This is a genomic window from Sphaerisporangium sp. NBC_01403, from assembly GCF_045040145.1.
Taxonomy (GTDB): Bacteria; Actinomycetota; Actinomycetes; order Streptosporangiales; family Streptosporangiaceae; genus Sphaerisporangium; species Sphaerisporangium viridialbum.
On the sequence record NZ_CP109534.1, the window covers coordinates 3,714,861 to 3,733,617 of the forward strand.

Here is an 18,757-nt window from a genome sequence, read left to right on the forward strand (position 1 = left end):
CGGTCCCGTCTGGTTCACGCCCCCAGCGTCCCCGTCGCGGCCCGGTCGCGGCATCGGGCGTGCGGCGGCGGCGAGTACGACCGCGGTCGGGCCGGGCACCGACTTTGGTAGGTGTCGGCGTCCCGATGCCCGGAGCTACCCTTGGCCGGTGAACGGCGAGAACCACTGCGACGCGGAGGCGGAGTCCGTGCGGCGGCGCGTCCCCCGTGCCGCGGTCGTGGCCGGCGTGATCGCCGGCATGGCCGCCCTGGTCGCGCCGACGATCTGGGGCCTGCTCGACGCGCGCCCGGCGCGGGGGCTGCCGGTCCTCGACATCGTGTCAGGGGTGCTGGGATGCCTCCTGTCCCCCGTCCTGCTGTGGCGGCCGGTCACCGGCGCGCTGGCGCTCACCCTGCTGGCAGCGCTGTCGCCCGCCGCGACCCCGCCGGCCACCCTGGGCGCGCTGCAGGTCGCCCAGCGGCGCGGTTTCCCCGTCGCGGCCGCGACGGCGGCGGCGGGGATCGCGGCGCACGTGGTGCAGGGCCTGTCGCGGCCCAACGGGGGCATCTCGTTCGGCTGGTGGCTGGCCCTGGTCACCGTCGGGTACGGCGCGCTGCTCGGCTGGGGCACGCTGGCCCAGGCGCGCCGCGCGCTGGTCGACTCGCTGCGCGAACGCGCCCGCCGCGCCGAGGCCGAGCAGGGCCGGCGGGTGGCAGAGGCCCGCATGCTGGAACGCACCCGCATCGCCAGGGAGATGCACGACGTGCTGGCCCACCGGCTGTCCCTGCTGGCCACGTACGCGGGTGCGCTGGAGTACCGCCCGGACTCCCCGCCCGAGCAGCTCTCCCGCGCCGCCGGAGTGGTCCGCGCCGGAGCGCACCAGGCCCTCGACGAGCTCCGCGAGGTGATCAGCCTGCTGCGCGACGAGGACCCCGCCGAAGACCACGACCCCGGCGGATGGCCGCAGCCCGCACTGGCCGACCTCCCCCGGCTGGTCGACGAGTCCCGCGACGCCGGAGGGCAGGTGCGGTTGCGCGACGGGGTGGTGGACGCGGCCGCCCTGCCCGCCGCCGCGGGCCGCACCGCCTACCGTGTCGTGCAGGAGGGACTGACCAACGCCAGGAAGCACGCCGCCGGCCAGCCGGTCCAAGTGGTGCTGGAGGGCCGTCCCGGCGACCGGCTCGTGATCGACATCCGCAACCCGCTGCCCGCCGGTGGGGCCGCGGCGCCCATCGCACCCGGCGCGGGCACCGGTCTGGTCGGGCTGACCGAGCGGGTGCAGCTCGCCGGCGGGCGGCTCGACCACGAGGCGACCGCCGCCGAGTTCCGTCTGCGCGCCTGGCTACCATGGCCGGCGTGAGCCGTCCGCTGCGCGTACTCCTGGTCGACGACGACGCCCTCGTCCGCGCGGGGCTGTCCATGATGCTCGACGGCATCCACGGCATCACCGTGGTCGGCGAGGCCGCCGACGGCGACGAGGTGCTCGCGGCCACCGACGCGCACGCCCCCGACGTCGTGCTCATGGACCTGCGGATGCCGCGCGTGGACGGCATCACCGCCACCCGCAGGCTACGAAGCCGGCGGCACCCGCCCGAGGTCATCGTGCTGACCACCTTCGACACCGACGAGAACATCCTGCACGCGCTGCGCGCCGGCGCCAGCGGCTTCCTGATCAAGGACACCCCGCCACCGCTGATCGTCGAGGCGGTCCGCCGGGTCGCCGCCGGAGACCCGATGCTGTCCCCCCGCGTCACCCGCCGGCTCATGGACCGCGCGGCCGTCCAGGCCGGCGCCTACCAGCGGGCGCGCGCCGCGCTGGCCACCCTCAGCCCCCGCGAGAACGACGTGGTCCTCGCCGTGGCGCAGGGCCGGAGCAACGCCGAGATCGCGGCCGAGCTGTTCATGAGCGTGGCCACGGTCAAGGCCCACGTCTCCCACATCCTCACCAAGCTCGCCCTCGACAACCGGACCCAGATCGCCCTCCTGGCCCACGACGCCGGCCTGGCCTGACCCCGGCCCCCTGACCGACGCCGGCGCGCACCGGCCGTACGCGGAGAATCGTGGGCGTCCGGGACGTAGAGCGAGAGGACCGTCACGTACGTCCCGCCGCTCGCGGACGCGCCGGGCTCGTCAGAAGCGGTAGCGGAGGAGGAAGCCGCTGTTCCGCCAGGCCGGCACCGCTCTGACCAGGGCGACCACCATCCGGTAGTACAGCGAGGCGTGCTTGATCAAAGTCGGCTCCGCCAGGCTCCGCTGGTCCACGTAGCGGAGCCGGTCGTCGAGCTTCTCGGCCTCTCGCGGGCCTTCGATGGTCCACCCGAAGGTGACGCCGTGCTTCGCGAAGACCGGCTCAGGCCGGCTCTCATAGCGCTTCTTGACGAGCGCCGCGCCTATGTTGAAGACGAACCGCCCACTCGGGAAGTGGTCGATGATCTGCCGGAAGACCCGCCGCACCTCGTCCTCGCCGAGGAACTGGAAGAGGCCGTCGGCCACCACCATCACGGGCCTGTCGCGCGGTATGCGGGCGAGCCAGTCCTGGTCGATGACGGACGCGCCGACGCTGGTGTGCTCCGCGCGCGGGGGGTACAGCCGGTCCCTGATCGCGATGACGTCCGGGAAGTCCACGTCGTACCAGTGATGCCCCGGGGCCGGATCGACGCGGAAGACCCGGCTGTCGAGTCCGGAGCCGAGGTCCAGCACCACCGCGTCCGGATTGCCCGACAGGTACTCCGCGGTCCACTCGTCCATCACCCGTGACCGGACGCCGACGGCGTAACGGCCGATGTCCAGGGGCGTGAACTGGGAGAAGTCGAAGTCCAGCCGCTGTACGACCCGGTCCGCCCAGGTGTCGCCGAGGATCGGGTGCGGGTCCTCGGCGTCCAGCCACCGGAGGTACAGCTCGACGAGCGCGGTGACCCGCACGCCGGTGAAGTCGATCGGGATCCTGTCCATGCGGTCCTCCTGGAAGATCGCGTCAGCCGACCGGCAGGTACACCGGCGGGAACACTGCGGGGAGCAGGACCCACAGCGGCAGCAGCACGCGGTCACGCCGCAGCGCGAGGCGGACCAGCCCGCCGGTGCCGGTCAGCGTGTTCATCGCGGCACCTCGGCGTTCGCCGCGCCGTCGCGCTCGTAGTCCACCGAGATGGCGTCAGTCATCGGGATGCTCCTCGCGCGCTTCGCGGTCCGCCTGGGTGGCCTTGTCGAGGGCTTCCCGTGCCGAGGCGGCCTCCTCGGGGGTGAGCACGGGGTGGGAGTAGACGTCGATCAGGGCGCGGTAGAGCAATCGCTCGCCCTCAGGGCTCGACACGTCGACGCCCAGCCCCCGGGACACGTGCCGGTGGAGGACGCCGACGCCCAGCGCCATCGCGGCGATCACCGCCGCCCGGGCCCTCGGATCGACGTCGGGCGGGTCGGGGCGGTGCCTGTCCGCGTCCGCGAGCCACCGCGCGCCCATCTCGACCATCTCGTCGAACAGCGGCGCGGCCCATCCCTCGGCCAGGGCGCGCGCCAGATACCGCTGGTAGGGGCCCATCGCCGCGACGGGGTTCATCGTGCCCCCTGCGGCCCGGGCCTCGGCGTTCAGCCGGCGGACCACCTTGACCAGGTGCGCGTCGCAGACCTCGCGCAGCTCCTGCTTGGAGCCGAAATGGTGGCGCACCAGCCCCGAGGACACCCCGGCGGCCTCGGCGATCCCCCGGATCGTCGTGCGCTCGAAGCCCAGCTCGCCGAAGAGGCGCATCGCCGCGTCCCTGATCCGGGCACGACCGGTGAGGTCTTCGGGGTCCCATCGGTTCGTCGCCACCGAGAATCCGTCCTGTATGTGGATACAACCGACTACTCACTCATGAAGAAAACTACACGTGTGTGTAGCCCGCCGTCCAGTGGCGGTCCGATAGCCTCAACCGTCGAACGGCATCTCTGCCGGGCGCGATGGTGCGGGCACGCCTCAGGGACGTACGGCCCGTGAGCCATACGCCCCCGGTAGCGGATCAGTCGTCTTGCTTCTTCTTGCCCATCGCCTGGCGGATCAGGTCGCGAGCCCGGTCCATGATGGCGGCCGGAGTGCCGATCGCGACGTTCTCCGTCGCCGTCTCCACCCCGGGATGCGGGTGCGTCGGAGCGATGGCCTCGGCGGCCCTCACCCCGAGGGCCATGGCCCGCCGCTCGGCCTCGGTCGTCTCCTTGACCAGCTGGGTGAACTCGTAGCGCTCCTCCGCCTCCGCGTGCTCGGTCACCGCGCGGCGCAGTTTATTCAGGTTCGGCCCGAAGGATGGGTCGTCGGTACCGCGCTTCTCCATGAGGGTGAGCAACTGCTTGGCCTCGTTCTCCTCACGGAGCCGGTCGTCGACGATCGCCTCTCCCCCGTCGATCTTGCGCCGGGCGTAGGGATGGACGATCTCCTCCTCGGCCGTCTCGTGCACGGCCAGCAGTCGCACCAGCCGCTCGAACGACTCTGCCCTCGCCCCTCCTGTCGCCTGTTCCACCTCGGCGAACAGGTCGCGGATCATGGCGTGCTGGTGGAGCAACAGCCCGACTACATCGTTCTCGTCGAGGAGCTCCGGTTTTGTTTTGCTCTCAGCCATGGCATTACCTCCCAACGGAGGCCACTCCCCGCACAACCGTCGAGTAGAACCGACCAGGGCTTCCCGACCAGGCAATAACTTCACCAAGCGCCCGGGGGACAGCCCGCTTTCCACGGCGACGACGGCGCCCGCCGCGCGGGTGAGTGGCCTGCCGCCGCAGACCCACATCCAGCTAGACGTCATGCTCGGAGACGCCGGCGAACGTCCTGACCTCACGGGCCCGTCTCGGTGACGTCGTCGGCCGAGGGGGGCGCGGCGGGGCGGCAGTTGCGGTCGCAGCCGCCGAACCTCACCGGATCGACCGGGGTGAACGGCGTCGGATCGACGTTCTTCAGTGCCGCCAGCATCGTCCGCTTCCAGATGGGGCCCGGGATCGTGGCGCCGAAGACCGAGCCGTAGTAACGGCCGCCGATCGTGACGCCGCTCAGCCTGTGGTTCCCCGAGCCTCGCGGGTCGCCGATGCTGACCGCGCCGGCCAGGTCCGGGGTGAACCCGGCGAACCAGGCGGTGGCGTAGCCGTCGGTGGTGCCGGTCTTGCCCGCCGCGTCGCGGCCGATGCCGCCCACGGCCCGCATCGTGCCCTTGGTGAACACCCCGGACAGCACGTCGGCCGCCGCGTCTGCGACCTCGGGGCCGAGCGCCTGCCGGCACTTGGGCCGGTACTTCGTCGTCCTGCCGTACCTGTCGGTGATCTGGCTGATCGCCATCGGCGCGCAGTACTTGCCCCGGGCGCCGATCGCGGCGTACGCGTTGGCCACCGTGACGGGGTCCATCTCGTTGATGCCGAGCGTGAACGTCTCGTACTCCTGGAGCTTGCGCCCGTCGGAGCGGTGGATGCCCAGCGACTTCGCGGTCTCGACCGTGCCGCAGAGCCCGACCTGCTGCTCCAGCATCATGAAGAAGGTGTTCACCGACTCCCAGGTGCCGGTCCGCAGGGTCTTCCAGCCGGGGCCGCCCTCGTCGTTGGTGACGGTGTGGGTCGGGTCGCCGATGTTCTCGCCCTTGCAGTTCTCGAACGCCGAGTAGCCGGAGGCCCGGTAGCCGGCGCCCGCGGAGAAGCCGTCGTCGAGCTTCATGCCCTTCTGCAAGGCGTTGAGCAGCGTGAACGTCTTGAAGGTCGAGCCCGCCTGGAAGCCGACGCCGCCCCCGTGCGCGGCGTCGGCGACGAGGTTGTAGGAGATCTGGTTCTTGGACCCGCGCCTGCCGTACGCCCGGCTGGCCGCCATCGCCTTGATCGCCCCGGTGCCCGGCTGGACCAGGGCCTCGGCCGCGACCGGGTCGTCTGAGGGGCGGACCCACTCCCTGATCGCCTTGTCCGCCGCCGCCTGCATGGCCGGGTCGATCGTGGTCCTGATCGTCAGGCCGCCGCGATTGAGGAACCGCTCGCGGGCCTTGGCCGTCTCGCCGAAGTCGGGGTTGTTCAGGATCTCGCTGCGGACGTAGACGCAGAAGTACGGATAGTCGCTCGCCTCGCAGCCGCCGGGCAGCTTCGTACCCTTGTAGCCGAGCTTGGTGGCCTTCGCCTTGGCCGCCACGGCCGGGGTGATCTTGCCCAGCTCGGCCATCCGGTGCAGCACGACGTCGCGCCGGTTCAGCAGCCGCTCGCGCTGCTTCCTGCCCAGGTTGGGGTCGGTGGCGTTGGGGTCCTGCACCGCGCCCGCCAGCGTCGCCGCCTGCGGCAGGGTGAGTTCGCTCGCCTTGACGCCGAAGAACCGCCGGGCGGCCGCCTCCACCCCGTAGGCGCCGGCACCGAAGTAGGCGATGTTGAGGTACTTCTCCAGGATCTGGTCCTTGGTGTACTTCTTCTCGACCGCCATCGCGTACCGCAGCTCGTTGAGCTTGCGCGCGTAGCTCGTCTCCAGCGCCTTGTTCTTCTCCTTGTCGGTGTCCGCGGAGTTGAGCAGCACCTGCTTGACGTACTGCTGGGTGATGCTCGACCCGCCCTGGCTCACCCCGCCGGACTGCAGGTTCTTGGCCAGCGCGCGGATCGTGCCCTCGATGTCGATCGCGCCGTGCTCGTAGAACCGGTAGTCCTCGATCGAGATGATCGCCGTCTTCATGACCTCGGCGATCTCGTCGAGCGTGACGGCCTGGCGGTACTCCTCGTAGAACCGCGCGATCTCGTTGCCCTTGACGTCCTGCACGATCGTGACCTCGGCCGGTGGAGGCTCGGCGAGCTCCTTCGGTCTGAGGTTCACCTCGTTGGCCGCCTGCATGAGCCCTAAGCCCGCACCCCCCACCGTCGGCAACGCGATCCCCGCGACCAGCACGCCCGCCGCCGTCCCCACGGCGGCAAGACGCACGACCTTCGACACGGCCCCCGGCCGCTCATGGCCCCCCATGTGATGCCGTCCTTGCTCTCGTCCAGCAGAGAGCAGGAGCAAAGCAGACCGAATCAGTTGATGTCTAATATCGATATCTGGATGGGATCCATATCGAATCACACATAACCGCAGGTCAGGCACTACTCAGCATGGTCACGGAGCCAGCTCAAGGCGGCCGGAGCCGAGTGGAGGATCGAGTTGTGCCCGTCGTCCGGGGACGACCGCAGTTCCGCCGATGGGCAGTGGCGCGCCAGCCACTCGCCGTGCGGGCCGGGCACGACCCGGTCCAGGCCGCCGTGCAGCAGCAGGGCCGGCGCGGTCACCCGCGCGGGGTCGAATCCCCAGGGGGCGACGTAGGCGAGGTCGTCGTCGATCAGCCCGCCAGGGCCGGCGGCCACGGCCGGGCCGACGACATCGCCGAACCAGGACCACTCACCGGCGAGCGCGGCGTGATCCGCCGGGGTGAACATCTCCGGGTCGTACTCGGCGCCCGCCTCGTACCTCTCCTTCGCCGCGCGCCCCTCGGCGGCGGCGCGCAGGGACGCCGCGCCTGAGGGCGTCATGCCCGCGAACCAGTCGAGCCCCTCCGCGCCGAACGGGGCGAGGCCGGCCACGCTGACCACGCCGAGCACGCGATCGGGCAGCAGCGCGCCGCACGCGAGGGCATGCGGGCCGCCGCCGGAATGGCCCATGACCGCGAACCGGCCGATGCCGAGTGCGTCGGCGACGCCGGAGGCGCAGGCCGCCGCCGACGCCAGGTCCCGGCCCGGGCGGGGGGTGGAGCCGCCGTATCCGGGCCGGTCGTACGACACCCAGCGAATGCCCAGCTCGGCGGCGGCCGGGAAGAGGGGCTCGGGAGGGGCGCCGATGTTCGGCGTGCCGTGGTGCCAGAACACGGCGAGCCGACCATCACCGCCCGTGTCGTAGACGTGCAGCGTGCGACCGTCGTCCAACTTGAGATCAAGCTCTGTCACCACCCGCCGAGCCTAACTCCGGAGCACGCCGACCGGGCGGGCAGGCGGCCTGGGGCGTGAACGTGCTGCTGCAGTACGCCACCGCGACCGCGGCCGAGCACGCCACCCGAGACGACGGCACCACCGACCGCAAGCAGTTTCGCCTCGCCCCACCAGGTGAGCTGACCCCCCGGCCCTGCCCTGAGATGACGTCGCCCTCGGTCAGGGTCGGCCGGTGCGGTCGAGGGCGGGGTCGTCGAGGCCGAAACTGATGATCCGGCCGGGGTGGATGCGGATGATTGGTCCGTCTCCTCCGGTCGCGGAGTCCAGCGGGCGCGCGATCGCCTCCCCCGAGCCGCGGATCTCCAGGCACCGGACCCGCCACGGGTTCACCGAAGCGATATCGTCGACGACGAACGCGACCCGGCCGTTGGCGGCCACGTTGCGGTACTTCCTGCTGGCCGCCATGTTCCGGCCGGCGATGTCGATCGTCCCGAGGTCGGCGTTGTACGAGAATCCGACCGGGCTGACCTGCAGCGTCCCGTCCGGCTGAACGGTCGCCAGCCGGCCGAGCATCTGCGTGCCCAGGTAACCGACCTCAACCTGTGTCAACGACATCATGGCCCTCCAAGTGGTCACACCGCGGCGATGGGCGCGAGGGACGCGCCACCCACGACAGTCTGAAACCTGAACCATGGTTGAGGTCAAGCACCGTTCCGAGCCTCCGGCCGCGCGCCGGGCGGCGGCCGTCCCGCCCTTCCGCAGGTAGATCGATCTTCCCGAGAATGGACTTATGTTTTTCACAACTAAAGTCCTGAAATTTCGGACTAAAGGCTAGACGGAAGTATCGAAAGAACTTAGAGTCACGGCGGAAGGGCTCCGGAGGATACAGAACCGTAATTCCCCGGAAACAGGACCTCATCACCGCCCCGGCGCGGATAGCCGGTACGCCGACCTCCCCCACCGACTCGGCGCGCGACCTCCAGCGGGCACGCGCCGTGCCGTACGGCCACGTCCAGGCCGCCCCCTGGACGACACCCCCCAGCACCGGAAAGGCTTCCCGTGCACCGCAGGAGAAGACCAACACTGAGGGTGGCCCTGTCCGCCCTCCTGGCGACCGGCGGCGCGGCGTTCGTCCTGGCCGCCGGCGCGCCCGCCGCGAACGCCGTTGCCGTCAACCCGGCCGACTACCAGCAGGTCACCCTGGCCAAGGGCGTCGACGAGGTGGGCGAGCCGATGTCCCTGGCCGTACTGCCTGACCGCTCGGTCGTGCACACCGCGCGCGACGGCACGCTGCGGCGCACCGACGCCGCGGGCACCACCACCGTGGTCGGCAAGCTGGCGGTGTACAACCACGACGAGGAAGGCCTGCAGGGCGTCGGCGTGGACCCCGCCTTCGCGGCCAACCGGCGCGTCTACCTCTACTACGCGCCCCCGCTGTCCACCCCGGCCGGCGACGCCCCCGCCACCGGCTCGGACTGGTCGGCGTGGCAGGGGGTCAACCGGCTGTCCCGGTTCACCCTCACCCCGGACTGGAAGATCCAGGCGGGCAGCGAGGTGAAGATCCTCGACGTGGCGGCCGACCGTGGCATCTGCTGCCACGTCGGCGGTGACATCGACTTCGACGCGGCGGGCAACCTTTACCTGAGCACGGGCGACGACTCCAACCCGTTCGACTCCGACGGCTACGACCCGATCGACGAGCGCGCCAACCGCAACCCCGCCTACGACGCGCAGCGCACCTCGGCCAACACCAACGACCTGCGCGGCAAGGTGCTGCGGATCAAGGTGAACGACAACGGGACCTACTCGATCCCCGCGGGCAACATGTTCCCGCCCGGCACGGCGGCCACCAGGCCCGAGATCTACGCCATGGGCTTCCGCAACCCGTTCAGGATGAGCGTGGACAAGGCCACCGGCGTCGTGTACCTCGGCGACTACGGCCCGGACGCGGGCGCCGCCAACGCCTCCCGGGGCCCGGGGGGGCAGGTGGAGTTCGACCGCATCACCGGCCCGGGCTTCTACGGCTGGCCGTACTGCACCGGCGACAACACCGTCGCGGAGACCTACAACGAGTACGACTTCGCCACCGGAGCCTCCGGCGCCAAGTTCGACTGCGCGGGCGGTGCGACGAACAACTCGTTCCGCAACACCGGTAGGACCACCCTGCCGCCGGCGAAGGCGGCCTGGATCAAGTACGGCGGCGACTCGGGCTCGCCGCCGGAGTTCGGGGGCGGCTCCGAGTCCCCCATGGGCGGCCCGGTCTACCACTACGACGCCGCCCTGAACTCCGCCGTGAAGTTCCCGCAGTCCCTGGACGGGGTGTTCTTCGCGGGTGAGTTCGGCCGCGGCTGGATCAAGGCGATCGAGGTGGGGGCGAACGGCTCGCGTGGCCCCATCTCCAGCTTCCCGTTCACGGGCAAGCAGGTGATGGACACGGCGTTCGGCCCCGACGGCGCGCTGTACGTCCTCGACTACGGCACCGGCTACTTCGGCGGCGACGCCAACTCGGCGCTGTACCGCATCGAGTACATCGCGGGCGGCAACCGGGCGCCGACCGCGAAGGCGACGGCCGACAGGACCTCGGGCCAGCCGCCGCTGACGGTGAACTTCTCCTCCGCCGGCTCCTCCGACCCCGAGGGCGGCCCCCTGACCTACGCGTGGGCATTCGGCGACGGCGGCACCTCGACCGCGGCCAACCCCTCCCACTCCTACACGACCGCCGGCACCCGCACCGCCACGCTGACGGTCACCGACGCCCAGGGCGCGACCGGCACCGCGAGCGTGATCGTCACGGTGGGCAACACCGCCCCGAAGGTCACGTTCACCTCGCCGAAGGACGGGCAGCCGTTCACCTTCGGCGACACGGTCTCCTACGCGGTGACCGTCACCGACCCCGAGGACGGGGCGATCGACTGCTCGAAGGTCACGGTGACCTACCTGCTGGGCCATGACCAGCACGCCCACGCCATGACCTCGAAGACCGGCTGCACGGGCTCGATCACGACCCAGGTGGACGGCGAGCACTCCACCGACGCCAACACCTTCGGCGTCCTCGCCGCCGACTACACCGACGCGGGCGGCCTGAAGGGCACCGCACAGGCGACGCTGCAGCCGAAGCACCGCCAGGCCGAGCACTACGGCACCTCGTCCGGCGTGGACCCGATCACCCACGCGGGCGCCGAGGGCGGCAAGACCGTCGGCAACATCCACAACGGCGACTGGATCGCGTTCCAGCCGTACGTGCTGGAGGGCGCCACCTCGATCACCGCGCGCGTCTCGTCGGCCGGCGTGGGCGGCACGCTGGAGGTACGGGCCGGTTCGAGCACCGGCACGCTGCTCGGCTCGGCGACGGTGCCGGTGACCGGCGGCTGGGAGACCTTCCAGGACGTCACGGGGAACCTCACGAACGCGCCTGCCGGCACCACCACGCTGTACCTGGTGTTCAAGGGCGGCGCCGGGGCGCTGTTCGACCTCGACGCGTTCACCCTGACCACCCCGGCGTCCCGCACCGGTCCGGTGAAGGGGCTCGCGGGCAAGTGCCTGGACGTCGCGGGAGCCGCCACCGCCGACGGCACGCAGATCCAGCTCTACACCTGCAACGGAACCGGCGCGCAGAGCTGGACCGTCACCGGCCAGGTGCTCAGAGCCCTCGGCAAGTGCCTGGACATATCCGGAGCCGGCACCGCCAACGGCACCAAGGTCCAGCTGTGGACCTGCAACAACACCGCCGCGCAGAACTGGGCCGCCCAGAGCGACGGCACCCTGCGCAACCCCAACTCCGGCAGATGCCTCGACGTCACAGGAAACAACCCCGCCGACGCCACCCCCGTCACCATCTGGGACTGCGGCACCGGCCCCAACCAGAAGTGGACCCTGCCCTGATCCCCGGCGCCTCCGGCGCGCGGCCCCGCCCACCGGAGGCGCTCCGGCGTCCATCACCTTCAACAGGGAGCGCACGATGAGAAACCTCCTGCGCCGGGGACTGACCCTGGCCGCGGCGGCCTTAGCGATCATCGCCGGCACCGGGACGGGCCAGGCGACGGCGGCCGACAGCGCCTACAAGGTGCTCGTGTTCTCGAAGACGGCGGGATTCAGGCACGACTCGATCCCCGCCGGCGTCCAGGCCATCCGTGACCTGGGCGCGGCGAACAACTTCACCGTCGACGCGACCGAGGACGGCGGCGCGTTCACCACCGCCAACCTGGCCCAGTACGCGGCCGTCGTCTTCCTCAGCACCACCGGCGACGTGCTCGACGCCGCCCAGCAGAGCGCGTTCCAGTCCTACGTCGGCTCGGGCAAGGGCTTCGTGGGCGTCCACGCGGCGGCCGACACCGAGTACGACTGGCCGTTCTACGGTGAACTCGTCGGCGCGTGGTTCTCCTCGCACCCGGCGATCCAGCAGGCCACCGTCAAGGTCGAGGACCGGGCGCACGCGGCGACCGCGCACCTCGGCCAGAGCTGGACGCGCACCGACGAGTGGTACAACTACCGGACCAACCCCCGCTCCAGCGCGCACGTGCTCGCCACCCTCGACGAGTCGTCCTACTCCGGCGGCACGATGAACGGCGACCACCCCACCACGTGGTGCAAGTCGTACGGCGGCGGGCGGTCGTTCTACACCGGCGGCGGGCACACCGCCGAGTCGTACGGCGAGAGCGCCTTCCGGGCGCAGCTCCTCGGCGGCATCCGGTACGCGGCCGGCAAGACCAGGGCCGACTGCCGCCCGGAGACCGGGTACACCAACCTGTACGACGGCTCGACGACCGGCTGGTCGCAGGCGGGGCCGGGTGGGTTCACCAACGCGGGAGCCACCCTGTCGTCCTTCGGCGGGCTCGGCGTGCTGTGGTACTCGGCCAAGGAGTTCCACGCCTACTCGCTGAAGCTCGACTGGAAGCTGGCCGGCGACGACAACTCGGGCGTGTTCATCGGCTTCCCCGCCAGCGCGGACCCGTGGTCGGCCGTCAACAACGGCTACGAGATCCAGATCGACGCGACCGACACCCCCGACCACACCACCGGATCGGTCTACGGGTTCAAGTCGGCCGACCTCGCCGCCCGCGACGCCGCGCTGAACCCGCCGGGTGAGTGGAACACCTACGAGCTGCTGGTCGAGGGCGAGCGCGTCCAGGTGCTCCTCAACGGCGTCAAGATCAACGACTTCACCAACACCGACCCGGCGCGCAGCCTCCAGCAGGGCTACATCGGCATCCAGAACCACGGGGACGGCGACGACGCCGCGTTCCGCCACATCCGGATCAAGGAGCTCGGCGCGACGGGCGACAGGACCGTCGAGGCGGAGTCCTACAGCGGAGTGAGCGGCGCCACCCCGTTCGACAAGGCCGGCGCGCACGGCGGCAAGACGCTCGGGTTCATCGACCCGGGCGACTGGTCCTCGTACGCGGGCGTCGACCTGACCGGCGTGACCAGGATCAGGGCGAGGGTCGTCTCCGGTGGCCCGGGGGGCGCGATCCAGGTCAGGACCGGCTCGGCCACCGGCCCGGTGCTCGGCACGGTGAACGTGCCGAACACCGGCGGCTGGGAGACCTTCGCCGACGTGCAGGCCGACCTGACGGGCGTGCCCTCGGGCGTCCAGACGCTGTTCCTGACCTACACCGGCACCGGTACCGGCCTGTTCGACCTGGACGACTTCACGCTCGTCAAGGGCAACCCCGCGTCCCGTACCGGTCCGGTGAAGGGGCTCGCGGGCAAGTGCCTGGACGTCGCGGGAGCCGCCACCGCCGACGGCACGCAGATCCAGCTCTACACCTGCAACGGAACCGGCGCGCAGACCTGGACCGTCACCGGCCGGCAACTCAAAGCCCTCGGCAAATGCCTCGACGTCGCGGGAGCCGGCACCGCCAACGGCACCAAGGTCCAGCTGTGGACCTGCAACAACACCACCGCGCAGGACTGGACCCCCCAGAGCGACGGCACCCTGCGCAACCCCAACTCCGGCAGATGCCTCGACGTCACAGGAAACAACCCCGCCGACGCCACCCCCGTCACCATCTGGGACTGCGGCACCGGCCCCAACCAGAAGTGGACCCTGCCCTAGACGGCCCCAGAAGGGGGAGAACACGGCGGGGCCGGGAACACCACCTGGCCCTGCCTCTCACGCGCGGCGGAGCGGCGGCCTTCGGGCGGCCGGGCCGGGCCACGTGAACGGCCCCCGGCCCCCTGGCCTCGGGAACGTGCCAAGTTTTCAGATGAATTTGATGAGTTTGACGGTAAGTGTCACCCTGTGGTCGGCTCTTTCCTTCCGTGTTTCTCGGTGGGCGATCCGGACGACGGGGAGAGCTTGTCATGCCGCTTTTCCAACGGCACTCGCTGGTACGGGTGATCTCCGCGTCCCTGTCCCTGGCCGGTTCCGTGGCCCTGGCTCCCCCTGCGGCCGCCCACGCCGGCGCCTCGTCGCCCAGCGTTCCCGCCGCCACCAGTGCGGGACCGGCCACGGGGGGCAAGCCCAAGATCGAGCCCGTGCCGGCGATCGTGGTCCCGCCGGAGGCCAAGGTGAGCGTGCCGGACGGGCCGTCCCTGGCCGCCCGGCCGGTACAGGCACGGCCCATCGGGCCGGAGCCGCCGCCGGTGACCACTCCGGCCGGGCCCGCACTGGCCGGCAAGGTGGCGGCGAACGCCACCGCGCGCCTGAGGTCCGAGGGCCTGGTCTCGGCCGGTCGCCCCGGTCCCGACGCGAGCAGGCTACTGCCCGCGACCGAGCGGGCCGGGGTCCTGAGCGTGTCCAAACCCCCGGCGAGCGCGATCGGCGCGACTGCCGCGAAGGTCAAGTCCCCGGCCGGCGTGGACCTCGCGGGGCTCTACCGCGCGCTGCCGGAGGGCATCCCGCTGGTCACCTACCGGCTGTGCGCGGAGACGCCCTCCCTGCCGGTGTCGTGCTCGGCGCCGCAGCCGCTGGTCAAGCCCGTGGCGGCCGACGTGACAGGGGACGGCACGCCCGACCTGCTGGCGAGCGTGGTCCCGTCGCTGAGCACCGCCGACGTGGCGAGCAGGGCCAGGGCCCTCGCGAGCACGCAGCGCGAGCTGGACTCCCTGCTCGGCAGGACGACGGGCGGGCTGCTCGGCCCGTCCGGCGCGAAGGACTCCTCCAGCGGGCAGGTCGAGAGCCGGCGTGACCGCCAGCGGGACGACCTGACGGCCCGGCTGGCGGCGGGGCTCGGCCTGGCGACCACGCGGCTGGCGACCAGCGAGACCCACGGCAGGGCTTTGAGGGCACAGGTGTGGGCGCAGTACGACATCCCCGCCTCGAACGGCTCCATGGCCAGGCGGCTGTCGATCGGGTTCGACGGGTTCCACCGCGGGGCGTCGCTGTCCGGCACGGACTGGGGTCTCTACCGCCTCGGCGCGGCGGCAGGGCAGGGCGCGGTCACGGACGTACGGGTGAGCGTGCGACGGTCGCGGCCGGGCGCGTCCGTCGCGACGGTGGCGGGCATCGCGGGGCTGGACGGCAGGGAGTCCGTCGATCCCAAGGTGGTCAGCCTGCGGCAGTCCCCGGTGCCCGAGCGGCTCACCGTTAGCGCGCGGTTCGACGGGGACAGGCGCGAGGGCACGATGAAGATCGCTTCCTCGGGGCCGTCGGCGCTCGACGCGCTGGTGCTGGACGCCGGGCGGTCGGCGAAGCCGTACGAGGAACGGTTCACCCAGGTCGTGCTGGACAAGGTGAGGTCTCAGGTCAGCGTGGAGCTGACCCGGCCGTCCGAGGGCGGCGCGGAGGTTCACTTCGCGGGCACGGCGCCCATGGGCCGGGCCGAGCTGCACGACTTCGTCTACGGCGACGGGCGGCTCAGCAGGGTGATCGAGGGCTCGCTGACCGGCGTCCCCGCCGACTTCCGCGCGCGGTACGAGTCGGTGGACGGCCGGTCCGAGGCCTTCACGGTCGACACCGCTCCCCGGGCCAGGGCGGTGGACGTCGTCTACTTCGACCGGGCGGCGGCCAAGACGGTGTTCCGGATGGCGCTGACCGACCTGCCAGCCCACATGCGGATTTATTACGACATAGCTGGAAACAGGGTTACGCATACCGCCAGCTCGAAGATCGGCGGCGTCGAGCTGGTCCTCCAGCGCGACGGGGGCGCCGTCTCGACGCCGGCCGGGAGCCACCTCACGATGATCAAGAACGGCGGGCAGGTGGGCCTCTCCGGCCGGCTGTCGGCGCTGGCCGGGTTCGACGTGACCTACGGAGCCAGGCCGCACGCCACGCTCAGGCTGGCCTCGGGGAGACAGCCGTTCCTGGCCGCCGCCAGCGTGGACCGCACCCACCTGCTCCGCATGGACATCTCGAACGCGCCGCGCGAGGTCGAGGTCGATCTGGACCCCGCGGCGAAGAAGGCGCGGTACCGCGCGAGCGGAGTGATCGGCAAGCTCCGCGCGTCGTACGCCAACGTGAAGGCCGGGCCGACCATCGACAGCAGCCTGTACGGGGTGCGGTCCAGGGTCGACGGGTCATGGCGGCTCGGCGACCGGTCGTCGGCGGAGGTCACGACGGCGTCGAGCCTGAAGAAGGCCGAGCTGTACGCCAGCCGGGCGTACGTGACGGAGATCGGCCCGACCGGCGGCGAGGACGTCCACGCGACGGTACGTGACGTCCACCGGCACGTCGCGGTGGTGGCCGACCTCGCGGGCAGGCGCCTGGACTGGACCGCCGACAGGCCGGTGGCCTCGGTCCTCGCCTTCGCCCGGGCGGACTACCAGGGCCGCCGCTTCAGCGTCGCGGCCAAGGCGACCGGCGTGCCCGCGCGGTTCGAGGCCGGGTGGGGCGACGGGACGTACCGCTTCCGTGGCGTCTCCGGGCCGGTGGGCTCGGTGACGCTGGCCGTGACCAACCATGACGGCGCGCGGGCTCCGTCCGGGCCTCACCTGGCCGCGCACTATCGCGCGGCCACCGGCGATCTGGACGCCAGCGTCCGGGTGGACGGCCTGACCAGCGTGGAGTTCGGCGGGAGCGACGCCGGGTTCAAGGCGGCCTTCCAGGCGGCCCGGCAGTCCGTCGCGCTCGACGCCGATGTGTACCTGGCCGGTGACCTGCGGTTCGGCGCGCTCGGCACCCTCGGCCCGATCCCCGGCGGCATCGAGGTGTCCGCGGCCGGCGGCGGGCCGGTCACCTACAGCGCCAGTGGCGCGCGGATGGACCTCAAAGCGCAGGTCTGGCTGGGCAAGGTGGCCGCGATCAACGGCATCTCCGGCGTGCCGGGGGTGGCGAGCGGCGTGGCGCTGGCCGACGGCGGCTGCGTCCCCGGCTCGGCGGACTGCGCCGGGGACCAGGGCCCGTTCTGCGCGGGCGCGAGCACTCCCGCGGACAAGGGAACGGGCGCCTCAACGGACGCGGCCAAGGGCGAGGCGGCGGCGCGGGGTTGCTTCGGCGTCCGGGGGTTCGTGAGCCTGGCGGGCCTCCCGTCCAAGGTGACCGTGGACCCCGCCCGCAGGACGTTCTCCTTCTCCGGGTACCGGCCCGCGGTCAGGAAGCTGGAGGTGTACCTGGCCAGCGAGGTCCTCGCGCCGGTGCCGATCAGGGCGCTCGCCACGCTGGACGGGCTGCCGCGCTCCATCACAGGCATGTCGGTCGGCCCGTTCGAGGCCGGCAGGGGCAAGGACGCCGACGGGCGCGACGCCAACGTGATCAAGGTGAACTACCGGGTCGAGCCGGCGGCGACGATCACCTCGCTGAAGGCGCTCGCGGAGGCCGACACGGGTGACCGGTACGGCGTCGTGCGGGGCCGGGTCCTCGTCGACCCGGTCCCCGCGGTGGTGGCGATCGACGGCACGTACGGCAAGAAGACCCATCTCCGCGTCCAGAACTCAGCGGCGGTCAGGCGGCTCACCGCCGAGGTCACGCTCACGCCCCGCGCGGCCAAGCCGGGCACGGGCGTCGCGCGGTTCACCGACGTGCCTGCCGCGTTCACGATCGACGCCGACGGCGCGTCGCGGACCGGCCTGCGGATGCCGGCGCTCGCGTACAAGGCGGACGGCGGGGAGAACACGCTCGACGGGCTCTTCGCGGTCGAGGGGGCGCTGGTGTCACAGGTGTACCGGCCGGAGCGGGGTGAGCTGCTCGACGCCTCGTTCGTCGTCAAGGACCTGGCCTCCGACACCACTGCCAAGATAAATCCCGATTTATCGGTGGACTTGGCTTCACGGCCGGTGGCGACAAGGCTGCTGGAGGTGCACGCGGGCCTGTCCGTGGGTCCGGTGGAGCGGCAGCGGGTGGCGGTGCGGAAGGACATCCCGTACACGACCGGATTCTTCGCCCTGCGGCTGGACGGTGACTTCGCGCTCGGCCAGAGCAGGATCGAGGACGTCTCGCTGGGCGTCCACGGCATGTCGTGGCTGAGGATCCGGCCGGGCAGGATTCCCTTCGGGATGCGGGCGCCGAGCGAGCTCGGGTACATCTCCCCCGGCTTCGAGGGCGCGTACGACCACGTCGACATCCGCGCGGGCGGCATCGACCTCAGGCCGGACGTGAAGCTGGACGTCCGCATCGCGCGCAGCGTCGGCAAGGACGTCTTCAAGGACACGCTGAGGCTCGGCCCGGCGACGTCGCTGGAGTTCCGGCGCTACGACCAGCGCACGCGGCCGATCAGCGCCAGGCAGGCGCTCAAGGTCGGCGCCACCCCGATCGCCTGCCTGTCGATCGACACCAGGCCGGGGTTCGCCGCAGCGAGGCGGGCCGGCTCGATCACGCTGCGCGGCGCGGACGGCCCCCAGATGGTGAGCCTGCTCGACCCCGGAGGCCAGGTTCAGGGGTACGCCCTCGACCTGCTGTCACAGTTCATGTCCCCCTTCGCCGGAGCGGGCTGGAAGGTCTCCGGCCTCACGACGGGCCGCTGCCGGTGACCGTCCGACGAGGCGAGTTCACCCTTCTGCGCGGCCACTTCGGCTGGAGCCGCTGCCCTGCGCGTGC

Annotated in this window: 12 protein-coding genes; 5 read left to right on the top strand and 7 right to left on the bottom strand. The window is 71.7% G+C overall.

Annotated features, from left to right (window positions below; genetic code table 11):
- Positions 1-148: 148 nt before the first annotated feature.
- Complete coding sequence (locus OG589_RS17025) at positions 149-1,339, top strand: sensor histidine kinase (RefSeq protein WP_405150170.1); 1,191 nt, start codon at positions 149-151, stop codon at positions 1,337-1,339.
- Positions 1,327-1,989: a response regulator gene (locus OG589_RS17030; RefSeq protein WP_405150172.1), complete on the top strand. Its 663-nt coding sequence runs from the start codon at positions 1,327-1,329 to the stop codon at positions 1,987-1,989. Before OG589_RS17025 ends, OG589_RS17030 begins: the two co-directional genes overlap by 13 nt.
- A 120-nt stretch (positions 1,990-2,109) precedes the next feature.
- Here OG589_RS17030 and OG589_RS17035 read toward each other — a convergent pair whose 3' ends face one another.
- From OG589_RS17035 to OG589_RS17065, 7 genes are all read right to left on the bottom strand, one after another.
- Complete coding sequence (locus OG589_RS17035; RefSeq protein WP_405150174.1) at positions 2,110-2,931, bottom strand: class I SAM-dependent methyltransferase; 822 nt, start codon at positions 2,929-2,931, stop codon at positions 2,110-2,112.
- Positions 2,932-2,953: 22 nt separating this feature from the next.
- Positions 2,954-3,076, bottom strand: coding sequence for a hypothetical protein (locus tag OG589_RS17040; protein ID WP_405150176.1), 123 nt, complete (start codon positions 3,074-3,076; stop codon positions 2,954-2,956).
- Between the two features lie 54 nt (positions 3,077-3,130).
- Complete coding sequence (locus OG589_RS17045) at positions 3,131-3,784, bottom strand: TetR/AcrR family transcriptional regulator (protein WP_405150177.1); 654 nt, start codon at positions 3,782-3,784, stop codon at positions 3,131-3,133.
- A gap of 187 nt (positions 3,785-3,971) precedes the next feature.
- Positions 3,972-4,565: a hemerythrin domain-containing protein gene (locus OG589_RS17050; protein ID WP_405150179.1), complete on the bottom strand. Its 594-nt coding sequence runs from the start codon at positions 4,563-4,565 to the stop codon at positions 3,972-3,974.
- Positions 4,566-4,777: 212 nt separating this feature from the next.
- On the bottom strand, positions 4,778-6,907 hold the full coding sequence (locus tag OG589_RS17055; protein WP_405150180.1) for a transglycosylase domain-containing protein: 2,130 nt from the start codon (positions 6,905-6,907) through the stop codon (positions 4,778-4,780).
- Between the two features lie 122 nt (positions 6,908-7,029).
- On the bottom strand, positions 7,030-7,866 hold the full coding sequence (locus OG589_RS17060; protein ID WP_405150182.1) for an alpha/beta fold hydrolase: 837 nt from the start codon (positions 7,864-7,866) through the stop codon (positions 7,030-7,032).
- Positions 7,867-8,064: 198 nt separating this feature from the next.
- Entirely contained in the window at positions 8,065-8,460 is a 396-nt protein-coding gene (locus tag OG589_RS17065; RefSeq protein WP_405152059.1) for a PPOX class F420-dependent oxidoreductase, read from the bottom strand.
- Between the two features lie 474 nt (positions 8,461-8,934).
- Between OG589_RS17065 and OG589_RS17070 the strand changes: the two genes are divergently transcribed.
- The 3 genes from OG589_RS17070 to OG589_RS17080 all read left to right on the top strand — a co-directional run bounded on the left by OG589_RS17070 (position 8,935) and on the right by OG589_RS17080 (position 18,690).
- Positions 8,935-11,727 carry a carbohydrate-binding protein gene (locus OG589_RS17070; protein WP_405150183.1) on the top strand — a complete coding sequence of 931 codons (2,793 nt, stop codon included), beginning with the start codon at positions 8,935-8,937 and terminating at the stop codon, positions 11,725-11,727.
- A gap of 76 nt (positions 11,728-11,803) precedes the next feature.
- Positions 11,804-13,900: a ThuA domain-containing protein gene (locus OG589_RS17075; protein WP_405150185.1), complete on the top strand. Its 2,097-nt coding sequence runs from the start codon at positions 11,804-11,806 to the stop codon at positions 13,898-13,900.
- 248 nt (positions 13,901-14,148) lie between these two features.
- On the top strand, positions 14,149-18,690 hold the full coding sequence (locus OG589_RS17080; protein ID WP_405150187.1) for a hypothetical protein: 4,542 nt from the start codon (positions 14,149-14,151) through the stop codon (positions 18,688-18,690).
- Positions 18,691-18,757: the final 67 nt, after the last annotated feature.